Raw genomic sequence first — 10,232 nt, 5'->3', positions numbered from 1 at the left:
CCCTTTTGCATCTGGATTGGGTTGATTGCCATGACGACCACTCCACAAAAGAACGTTCGTTCACCTTAGGCCTTTTAGGTGGTTTGAGCAAGGAGGTTGAGCAAGAGACATAATCAGGTAAATTAATACGGCAGCAACCCCTTAGCTTTTAGTGCCGCGCCCACGGCTCGAGTTAATGCTTGACTAACAGTCTCATTCGGTAGCGATATTGTTGTAAGAATCTCCGCAGCCTCAGAGGCTTGAATATAATGATTTTGCTGAGTTACGCTAGCAAGTACGCCATCCGTGCCAATCAAGCCAACAGACACTCCAACGGACATTGAGCCATCCACATTCGTCGAAATCGGGTTAATTGAAAATCCCATTTTTTTAGTAATTTCAGTTACAGCCATTTTAATATTTCCTTATAAAAAAATTAATCATAAATAGCTGCATCGATACACATCAATTGATGTGCACCGCTGTAGCCGTGTTGCACTGAATATGTGCGTGTGCTGTCTTCATACGTTTGACCGATTTTAAATACACCTCCTTTTACCATGCGATCACCCCGCAAATTCCAGAGGCCGCGCCAATCTTGCACCGTGATAAGTCCCCCCGTGCGCTTCACCCCAATCTCTTCGTAGTGAGACGGCAAAAAATATGCAGGCCGGGATGGAATCGTACCGCGCAATAGTTCGGGCTGAATTGCTGCCGGCACCCCTGCAGAAATAGCGGCCGCAATATGCAGCGGCTTTAACATGCTGTCATACTGCAAACGCCCAAGCGGATCACACAACTGCAAGCCTTGACAGGCACCACGGTAAAACTGCTGCGAGCTAAAAATATAAGCAGTAGGCAACTCCGCTGGAGGCCGTAAACCAATCACAGACAAGCGCATATAGCTCAAACCGTAATAGCGATCGTCTTGCGACAACGCTAAAAATGGCAAAAGTTTTACGTCCCCAGCATCCCACCCCGAAATCGGGTCATGCTCTGAATAATAATAACCCTGGTCGGTCATGGTCTGAAAAACTGGCGGGCCAAACCCCGTTTTTAGCAGCAAATGCGGGTGACGAAAATCAGCAGAAATCACCATCTCGTTGCCCGTGTTTTTTATCTCTAGCCCTATCATCTGAAAAAAACCTGCACAATTGTGTCAGTGCGCGTACGGCGCGACACATTAGATTTTGGAATCAACGACACGTAAGGGAAGCCATCGACATTGGTTCCCGTCTGAACATCATGTGCGCCCAAGCAAACGTAGGTAATCCACATCGTTAAACCGCGCCCAAGCGGGAAAACCTCATACGCGCTATTGCCAAGCGTGGCGCTAACAGCGCCACCCCACACACCGCCTAGGCTATTCAGATTGCACAGCATCAGGCCATCTGTTCGCCGGATCTCAAATACTGCCTCTGCCATTATGGAAAAATCCCTAATCGTACCAACGCCACGCCGTTGGAATGAAACACCTGAAAACCGGCATTGCCATCGACACCCGCGCGGGCGTTAAAGGTTGAGCCGTTGATCTCTGAGGCCTCGATTTTTGAGGCCCTAACTGTGCCATTGCGCACCTCCAGACTGCCATTTTGAACGTCGTAATGAAAAAACGAGCCATTGCCGTAGTTAGGGTTCCCCAGCAGTATGCCGCGCTCTGAAATGTGAAACCCCGTTTGCCCAGCGGCTGGCCAGCTCCAGTAGTTTGGAAAATTACTACTGCAAATAGAGCCGCCGCCATCGACAATCAGATTGCCAGTGCGGGCATTAACGGACTGCAGATCGTTCACTTTAATTTTGCTTGTAGTAATTGCGCCATCTGCAATCAGCGTACTGTCACTGACGCGGACAATTGAAACCAGCCCAACGACCCAGCCTCCTGAAGAAATATTAGAAACAATTCTAATATTTGAGGATGAAGCAGCTGCGTTTGTTGGGAACGTCACTTCGGCAGAAAACCACCGAGCCCCTTCCCACGATCCATCACTAACAATAGTAGGCGAGTCATGCCAAGACCCGTCAAATCCTGCCCAACGAACCCCTGGGATATGCATATGAACTTTTAATGAGCCAACAGCATGATTAGAATAAACAACTAATTCTAAGCGATAGACCGCACCAGGCGTAACAGGGAAAGATTTTGAGATGGACTCCCCATTAAACTCTGGCAGCAGCGTCAAACGCCGCGTGGTTTTTGCCCACCCCGGCGCTCCGCCATCTTCGATAGGGTGGTTGCTAGCCCTTCCCCACCACGACATATCCATATAGTTTGGATCTGGAATTAAATTGCTCAAATCCCCGATCAAAACCTGATCTGCCGTAATCACAAAGTTAGATGTTACCCCGTCATTAAACGACTGCAGCCCCGACAATTTTTTACGTCCATCGGCCGTTGTCCCGCTCAGAACAACTCCCCACTTCGCCATCAACTTACCATCAGTCGATGCTTGAGCCTGACTGAGCTGAGTAATCGAACTAGAAAAACCCCCGACAGTTGCCGACAAAATAGAGACATCACTAGCTTTCGCCTTGCCAGTAATATCTTGCTCTGCTTTAACTACCCGCGCCTTTAAATCCGCCTGCCCTTCAATCTGCCAATCCTGCAAAGTACCAGCAATTTTTGCGGCATCCACTGCCTTGATCAAAATCGAATCAATTTCGCCCGGCTTTAACCCCGCCAATAGCTTCAACGGCGTACACGCCAGCTCAGACGAAATATTCAGCCCTGTTTTGCCAAACGCATCATAAGCAGCTGCTCGCACATACACCGGTATGCCGCCGGCTAGCCGTTGTCCACTCTTCAAAATACTAATCGGCACAGCAGTGACTGGCCCGTCGTAAATCAGGAACGAATCGTCAGTAAAAGCAAAGCCACTATTGCTAGCCGCCCAAACACGTATCCCTGTTTGCATGCCGTCCGCAGGCACAGTGCAGGTAAATAAGGCGGCATCATAGCCAGCGATCAGCTGCAGCCCACCCAGCGCAGCGGGTGCAGCTCTGGTTTCTGTCCGGATTCCCCAATTTGATCCACGCCCATCCTTGGCTACAGCTTTTACGCGGCAGGTCACGGTGCGGCTTAAGCCATCTAGCTTATTTAGCGCAAAGGTATAAGTATATTTTTCGCCGCTGATTACTTCTGTTCGGCGCGTAATGCCGCCAGTAATAATCTCTACCGCGTATTTACTGACGTCTGGATGAGGGTTCCAGCGGAAAGCAAAATCACCTGTGGCAGTAAAATCGCAAACCAAGCCGCTGACATCAACCAGCGTGCCACTGGGGCCGGTTGCCGTAGCACCAACAATCCGTGCATCACCTACCCGCCCGAGCGCTGAAACACCAGCAACAGACACGTCGTAAGGAATGCCCTGCTCAACAACAAACAGCATTTGTAAATCACGGGTATATGCTGCCTGCCAAATCGTTTCAGACTGTTTTTTCCAACGAACCTGATAATCCGCAAGCATGCCATCGACAGCAGGCCATACCGCTTTTAAGCGGGTTTGCACTTCACCGTAAGAGTTGGTCGGGTTATCGACGGTTAATACCAGGCTTGCAGGTGCAGGCAGCCGCGCAAATGGATCTGGTAAATTGGTTGCGGGTAATGGTGGCAAGGCAGTTAATGGCGTTTCCGTATACAGGCCAGCGTCATACTCACGCACGGTTACATCCACATCGCCACTTACCAAGGGCTTGACGGACACCACACGAAACAGCTTGTTAACCCAGCCGGTAGATTCATGGCTAATGCTAATCACATCCGTTGGCTGTAATTTGCCAGCGGCAGCTAAGCCCGTGAAACTGGCACCAATGCTAATGCGTGAATTACGCAATGCGCGCTCAGCGAGATAGCGGGCACGCCGCTCATCACATGCCAGCGAGTAATCTAGCGAGCGCTCTAGCAGGTTCTCTGCATCTTCAGTTTTCCATGCAGTGTTTTTAACTGTAGCAACTGATTCTTCCCAATTTCGAGCAGGATCAACAAAATGAGCCGTGATTTGGTTCAGCTTATCCCGCCGGTCTGCCCGTTTAATTTGCCATTTACCCACCATATTATCGGCATTGAACTGCATCACCGGCACATCGGCTTTATCGAGCACCAGCTTGTATTTGCCATCGATAAATAACAATGAGCCGCGCATGTGCTCCAGCAGCTCTTGCACGTTATCCATGCAAGATTTAGCGGTATCGATCATGCCGTTTACGCGGTAACGCTCAACGGGCAGCGCCGCGCCGCCAGCGTCTTTATGCCCCATATCGATTTTCTGATCGCAGTACGCGGCCTCAGTAGTAAAGCTAGACTCAATTAAGTCGGCAGCACTGAGGCCACGCCCGTAGCGAGTAGATAATAAATAATCGCGCAAGCAGCGAGCTGGATTCGCAGATACTAGGTTTTGCTGCCCATCATTGGGATTTGTAACCAGCTTGCCATCCATTTCCACTGTGATATTGGGAACCTGCCGCCACACGTCCGGATCCCACTCCAAGCGCACATAGCTATAAGCTACCCCAGACAATTTATGATCTGCAGTCCATTTGCTAGGCAGGGCCAGCATTAAATCACCATCCGCAGCCTGATCATCTTTACCACTGTGGTATTTCCACTGCACCAGCGCGGTTTCAAAGATCTGCTCCTCATAGCGATCAACCGTGCGATCTGCATAGCCAGAGTTCCCCGTGGCATAGCGCTCAACGACAGTACCTGTCTTAACCTGCCGTTTTTCCTTGCGCTTAAATTTATTATCACTGGCCAGCGTACCATCCAAGTACAAATTGTAAGCAGGCCCGCACTCACCCTCCGCATGCGCAATCACAATGTGTAGGAATTTTTTATCAGCGCTTATTTCTTGCAGGCAGATTAAGCCGCCCAGCCTAACTCGCCCATAAACCAGCGGGATGTTGCCCACATTATTTACAGCATTAAACTTGAGATTCATCGCTGCACGGGCAGCGGCAGCTTGCTCACGCGCTGATTGCTCTGCATCACTACGGGCTTGCTGAGCACGATGCATGGAGTAAAGTGTGGTGGCGACTAAAAGACAAATTTGCACTGCATTTGCAACAACCCAAGCGACAACGACTGGCATTAGCTCACCCCAACATTTACAAAACGATTGAATCGAACAACCCGCTGCAATACCACTAGATCAGCAGAGCAAAGCAACACACCGTCATCGGGATTGCTCGTTAGCAGCTTGCTCCCTACCATTACGACGGCACCAATACCGAATGGTGCTCCACCAGTAAATCCAATATCACCAGGCTGCATTGCCTGTAGATCCACTTCCGTAAACCCTGAATCAAGTAGCTTTACAATCAGACCATCCAGACCGGCATTATCTAAATATCGACGCATGCTGGCCGCTGAGCGAATATGTGGGCGGCATTGAGCGTAAAAATCAGTACTGGTAGCAGCGTCTAAAGCACGGAAAGCCAAGGCTAGGCAAACGGTGTCAGGCCGGACATACGGCTGGCCTTGCACTTCAGCAGCAAAATCACATAGCGATTGATTAAAATTCATGCCCCACCCCACTGAATATCCTGCGGTTGAGCGGCCACAAATTCAAAGCCTTTGTCACTAGGGAACCATTGCTGCTGGGATTCCAAATTTGTTAGACGCGAACGCACACGCTCAAAATCGACAAAATGACTAGACGCTTTGACTTGCACAGTACATGAGCCATCATCTGGGCTTTCTTCAATGGCAGGCCCATCGCAGCGGCCATCAAACAACATAAACGGCGCTTGTATCACGCCGTTTTCATCGAAATACGTGCGAAGCAGCGTGAGCCGACGCCCTAAAAAATCGTACTGCAGGGCACTGGCAATCATGGATTGATCAACACCAGATAAAGTAACGGTCAGCGCATTGATCTGCATTCCATCCGCATCGCCATCGTGATCAAACTGTAAAAGGTGGCCAGTGGCTGTGTAGGTTTTGAGGCCAATCACAACATCAGTAAAATCATCGGTAATGCTGATTGTTTGCCCATCCAGAGCGATATCTAACAGATGAATATGCCGCTGCTGAGGCGCGTCCATTTCTGCTAAGGTACCAGCGGTTAAATTGCGCATTTAAATTGTCTCGATGAGTTTTAAAGAAAGGTCATGCCAAAATGGGGGCCGCTGGTTCAATGAAATTGCGTCATCAACCAAGGACATTTGCACTCCCACATATTTGAAAAAAACAACACGAGTAGCAGGAACATCTCTCAACAAATCAAACGTCAATACCATTACCGCGTTACCGCTTGCATCTGAAACTGTTGGCTCTGCAAGTAGATAAGCCTTGGGATGATTGTCAAACCTAATCAAATCCCCCGCATTTAAAACAGTTTTACTCGCTGGCAAACCAGATATCTGCACCCGCCGCTGTCGCGCCAGAGCAATAACGCCAACAATTGCGGACACGGGTGCATTGCTATTACTGCTATCACGATAAAGAGCTGGGAAAAAATCAAACACCCCAAATTGCCCACTCTGCGCCTGCACAAACCCCCATAGCTCACCCATCTGGACACGATTTAAATTTGTCCAACTCACATCAAAGGTCACCAACGTCGTGCCAAATTTACGCGCCTGACGCTTACCAGAATGGGATTTGCTCACCAACGTAGTGCTTTGGCTGCCCATATTGATTGCAGATGGCGCCAGAGAATTAGGAAACGTCGCCATACCCAGCCTTTTAATAAATAGAAATAAGAAAGCCCCAGCTGCGATTAACAGTTGGGGCCTTTATTTAGAAGCGATACTAAAATTGTGGCGTGCGGCGATTACGCAATTGGGCCTGCCTTACCGCATCCAGCGCCATGGGTTTGACGTTTTTTGCCAACTCAGCTAGCGCGGTTTCAATCCGCGTAAGCGCCCCAGCATCGGCTCCACGCGCATCAATTTGCGGAGACAAAGTAATGTAAACATCGCCCTCAGAACCTTGCTGAGGCTGGCCACCACCCCCACGTAAAGAAACCGGAATGGAACGCCCGTCGGGCAAAGGGACAAAAGCCTCGTTATGACGGCCCTCCCCAAAAATAGCCACTTGCGGCGATGTGGCAATGCCTCCGTTGGCGTACTTAGACAATGGCAAATTGCCCATTGGCGTCATAATTCCACCATTAGCAAAGCCGTAAAAACTACCGATTGACCCACCACCCGGCACGGCAGGCGTAGAGCTAACCGAACCACCGCCCCCAGCAAACATGCCAATCGCGCCGCCAATTAGCTGAGTCCAAGCTCCTGATGAGCTACCGCCTCCTGTCATCGCCGCCATCATCGGCTGAATGAGCTGCTGGCGGATCATCAAACGCATTAGATCGCTAATCATGCTATCAATCATGCCGCGAAAACTGAATTCTCCTTTCGTCGTCATACTAACCAGCTGATCTTCAAACCCCTGGAACACGCCGCGATAAACCCCTTCCAACTCTTTCAGGCCCTTGGCCTGCTCTTTTACTTCCGCCTTAACATCTTTTTTACTCGATTTATCAGCAGCATCCATGCCTTCGTACTGCTGCTGCGCGTCTAGTTTTTGCCCCATCAAATCACGCTTTTCTTTTAAAAATTGGATCTCAGTGGCTAAACCAATATTGCTTTGATCGAGTGCCTGAGCCCATTCTTTATCAGTCAGCAGCGCATCAAGCTTACTTAGCTCTAGCTCATCGATGGCGCTTTTTGCCATGCCAAATGTTGCCACTTTTTCCTGCCATCCAAGCAGCTCATTACGCAAACCAGCCAGCTCTTTTTCCCTAGAGCCAGCCTGTTTTTCTTTCAGCGCAATATAATCTTTTTCAACTTCGTTATGCTGCTGAATCGCACCTAATTGCTCTGCTAATGCCTGCTTTTCTTCCAAACTGGCGCGGACTTTTTTATCTGTTACAAGTGCCAGCTGCTCGCCAATGGTTATCGCCTGCCGCTGTCCTTCATTGAGCTTTTGTGTGGTAATCGACTCTTGCTCAGCTGCTTGAATTTTGCCCTGTAAAGCTGCGATTTGGGTATCGCTTGCAGAGCCAATCGCCCCTTTGCCTTTTTTGGCCTTATCGCCGTATTGCTCATTAATCTTTTTTAATGCATTTTGATGAGATTCATTCACCTGCTTGAGCAGATCAGCATTGCCATCCGCTATTTTTAACTGCCGCTGATATTCTTTCGTCTCCTCTTTGAGCGCATCGCTCAGCAGCTGAGCATCATTGCGGCGCTTTTCCAGATAGTCTTTTGTTGTAGTGGCAACGCCCATGCCAACAGGAACATCTGTGTACTTACCAGAACGTGCATCATTGGCGTCTAAAATACGGCCAGATCCAACCAATGCTTTTTCTTGCTGCGATTTCTTAAACTCAGCAATTTGTAAATCCGCTTTCTGAATCGCATCGCGAATTCGTTCTCCGCGCTCAGATTCAGCGGCAATAGCTGCATTTAACTCAGCTTTTGCATAATCAGGCATACCAGCAGTTGGAACTTTTTTAAGCTCCTCTTCTTTTTTTCGAGAACCTACATACTCCGTTTTCAGAGTTGCTAAACCATCATTGGCCTGAGCCACCTTAGATTTCTTTAAAGCCTCTTCAATATCTGTAACGGCTCTTCTGGACTTATCGGCCGCATTCGCTGCAGCAGTACTCACTTCATCCCAGTTAAAAGCCAAGAGGCCCAACGCAATCACAGCAATGCCAATCGGCCCGCCAAGCATGGCCATTGCTACACCAAACGCGCCCGACGCACCAGCCGCTGCCAAAGAAGCCTCAGCCTCTCTCAGCTTAGCAAGCCTAAGCACTTCAGTAGCCGCCGCAGCCTCTCCCGTTGCAATAACACTCGCTTCACGTACTGCGGTAAGACGGGCCTGAGCAACCGTTGAAAGATTCGCGCTAGTGGCCTCTTCTGCTTCTGCTACAGCCAGAGCATTTTCAGCACGCACTAACGCCATATTCGCAGCTGCCAACTCCAGCGATAAACTTGCTAACGCAGCAGTACGCTGGGCGCGGCCAATATCTGAAATCTGGGCTCGTAGCCGAGTTTGCTCTAGCTGAATTTCACTTCGAATCAGCATTGCTGTTGATGCGTAGCGCTCACGATCAGCGGCCAATGTTGCCAATGTTGCGGTTTGCCGTGCGGACGTTACTGCCACTTCGGCAGCAACCTGCTGCTCTGCAGCAACAACTGCCGCTCTTGCCCGGTTCATATCCTGAACAGACAATGCTTGCATCCGTTCTGCTCGTACTAAAGCGCTGGCAGCAACTTCAGCATCAGATACCAAAACAGCGCGATCAGTTTCAATCTTTGCCAGTGCAGCTACTTTTGCACTTGCAAAAGCACCTACCATTTTCCCCGTATATACGGCAGCAAGCAGTGCACCGCCCTCAGCCACATATGCAAAGGTTGAAACCAGCCCATCCAAGTTCTGATTTAAAAAAGTAATGGCACTCGCTAAGCCTTTAGACGCCCCTGATTGTTTGTCAAACTCATGCAACGCAACAGCAGAATGATCACTTAGTGCTTGTGTAGCGCGCCCCACTGTCGGTGCCATTTGCCCAAACTGGGCATCTACGCCAGACAAGCCACGCAACATTGCAGGAAAAACAATATCAGCAGTCAGCTGACCATCGTCAGCGAGGCCTTTTAAATCCCCCCTTGCCTTGCCCAGACCAGACGCCAGCGCATCCAACAAAAAGGGCGCTTGCTCATTAATAGAATTAAATTCTTCACCACGCAAAACCCCAGATTGCATAGCCTGGGCAAACTGCAAAAGTGCGGCCTTACTGCCTTCTGCAGCGGCACCAGAAACAACCAGCCCTTTACTTACTTTATCAGTAAAATCAAGGACAACACCCTGCTGAACCCCTAAACCAGATGTAGCCCTCGCCATTTGTACAAACAGATTGGATGTATCCTGATATGAAGTCTGCGCTTTTTGCGATGAAGCAAACAGCTGAGCCTGCACTGCAGCAAGATTTTCTGTACCATGCGTAACTAGCTTTAAGCGGCTATCCAAGTTAGTTAATGCATCGCTGACTTCAACCATACCGGAGAAGCCGCCAGAGAATAAATTAGTCCCTAAATACGCCAGCATCTGAGTACGTAGTGTGCTGAGCTGAGTAGAAATAGACTCAATGCCCCGCCTAGTTCGGCTAAAGCCACTTTCTGTAGCGGCACCCGCTTGTTGGGCAGATTCACCTATACTCTGAATAGCGCGGCTAGCACGGCCCGCTTCTGCAACTAGGACGCGGCCATCGGCTGTAATTCTAATTTGCAGTTCGTTATTTGCCATG

8 protein-coding genes are annotated in these 10,232 nt (G+C 49.5%); all 8 read right to left on the bottom strand.

Annotated features, from left to right (window positions below):
- Positions 1-122: 122 nt before the first annotated feature.
- The 8 genes from R6242_RS14390 to R6242_RS14355 all read right to left on the bottom strand — a co-directional run bounded on the left by R6242_RS14390 (position 123) and on the right by R6242_RS14355 (position 10,231).
- Positions 123-392 (bottom strand): hypothetical protein, encoded by a 270-nt coding sequence (locus R6242_RS14390; RefSeq protein WP_318427976.1) that lies wholly within the window; start codon positions 390-392, stop codon positions 123-125.
- Positions 393-415: 23 nt separating this feature from the next.
- Positions 416-1,078, bottom strand: a complete 663-nt coding sequence (locus R6242_RS14385; RefSeq protein ID WP_318427975.1) for a hypothetical protein — start codon at positions 1,076-1,078, stop codon at positions 416-418.
- Positions 1,079-1,110: 32 nt separating this feature from the next.
- The gene (locus R6242_RS14380; RefSeq protein WP_318427974.1) at positions 1,111-1,404 is read right to left on the bottom strand and encodes a hypothetical protein; all 294 of its coding nucleotides are present in this window, start codon (positions 1,402-1,404) and stop codon (positions 1,111-1,113) included.
- Positions 1,404-5,063 (bottom strand): phage tail protein, encoded by a 3,660-nt coding sequence (locus R6242_RS14375; protein WP_318427973.1) that lies wholly within the window; start codon positions 5,061-5,063, stop codon positions 1,404-1,406. Before R6242_RS14375 ends, R6242_RS14380 begins: the two co-directional genes overlap by 1 nt.
- Positions 5,063-5,497: a DUF6950 family protein gene (locus tag R6242_RS14370; RefSeq protein WP_318427971.1), complete on the bottom strand. Its 435-nt coding sequence runs from the start codon at positions 5,495-5,497 to the stop codon at positions 5,063-5,065. Before R6242_RS14370 ends, R6242_RS14375 begins: the two co-directional genes overlap by 1 nt.
- Positions 5,494-6,051 carry a hypothetical protein gene (locus tag R6242_RS14365; RefSeq protein WP_318427969.1) on the bottom strand — a complete coding sequence of 186 codons (558 nt, stop codon included), beginning with the start codon at positions 6,049-6,051 and terminating at the stop codon, positions 5,494-5,496. The genes R6242_RS14370 and R6242_RS14365 overlap by 4 nt, the downstream gene beginning before the upstream one ends.
- On the bottom strand, positions 6,052-6,651 hold the full coding sequence (locus R6242_RS14360; RefSeq protein WP_318427968.1) for a hypothetical protein: 600 nt from the start codon (positions 6,649-6,651) through the stop codon (positions 6,052-6,054).
- A 76-nt stretch (positions 6,652-6,727) separates the two neighbouring features.
- The gene (locus R6242_RS14355) at positions 6,728-10,231 is read right to left on the bottom strand and encodes a tape measure protein (protein ID WP_318427966.1); all 3,504 of its coding nucleotides are present in this window, start codon (positions 10,229-10,231) and stop codon (positions 6,728-6,730) included.
- Position 10,232 lies beyond the last annotated feature (1 nt).

The organism is Iodobacter sp. CM08, from assembly GCF_033446605.1.
Lineage (GTDB): Bacteria > Pseudomonadota > Gammaproteobacteria > Burkholderiales > Chitinibacteraceae > Iodobacter.
The sequence above is the reverse complement of the archived record's forward strand: the minus strand, read 5'-3'. Positions and strand labels throughout refer to the sequence as shown.

Excerpts from the sequence above, each read along its gene's own strand:
- R6242_RS14390 (WP_318427976.1), bottom strand. The coding sequence starts at position 392 with ATGGCTGTAACTGAAATTACTAAAAAAATGGGATTTTCAATTAACCCG.
- R6242_RS14385 (WP_318427975.1), bottom strand. The coding sequence starts at position 1,078 with ATGGTGATTTCTGCTGATTTTCGTCACCCGCATTTGCTGCTAAAAACG.
- R6242_RS14380 (WP_318427974.1), bottom strand. The coding sequence starts at position 1,404 with ATGGCAGAGGCAGTATTTGAGATCCGGCGAACAGATGGCCTGATGCTG.
- R6242_RS14375 (WP_318427973.1), bottom strand. The coding sequence starts at position 5,063 with ATGCCAGTCGTTGTCGCTTGGGTTGTTGCAAATGCAGTGCAAATTTGT.
- R6242_RS14370 (WP_318427971.1), bottom strand. The coding sequence starts at position 5,497 with ATGAATTTTAATCAATCGCTATGTGATTTTGCTGCTGAAGTGCAAGGC.
- R6242_RS14365 (WP_318427969.1), bottom strand. The coding sequence starts at position 6,051 with ATGCGCAATTTAACCGCTGGTACCTTAGCAGAAATGGACGCGCCTCAG.
- R6242_RS14360 (WP_318427968.1), bottom strand. The coding sequence starts at position 6,651 with ATGGCGACGTTTCCTAATTCTCTGGCGCCATCTGCAATCAATATGGGC.
- R6242_RS14355 (WP_318427966.1), bottom strand. The coding sequence starts at position 10,231 with ATGGCAAATAACGAACTGCAAATTAGAATTACAGCCGATGGCCGCGTC.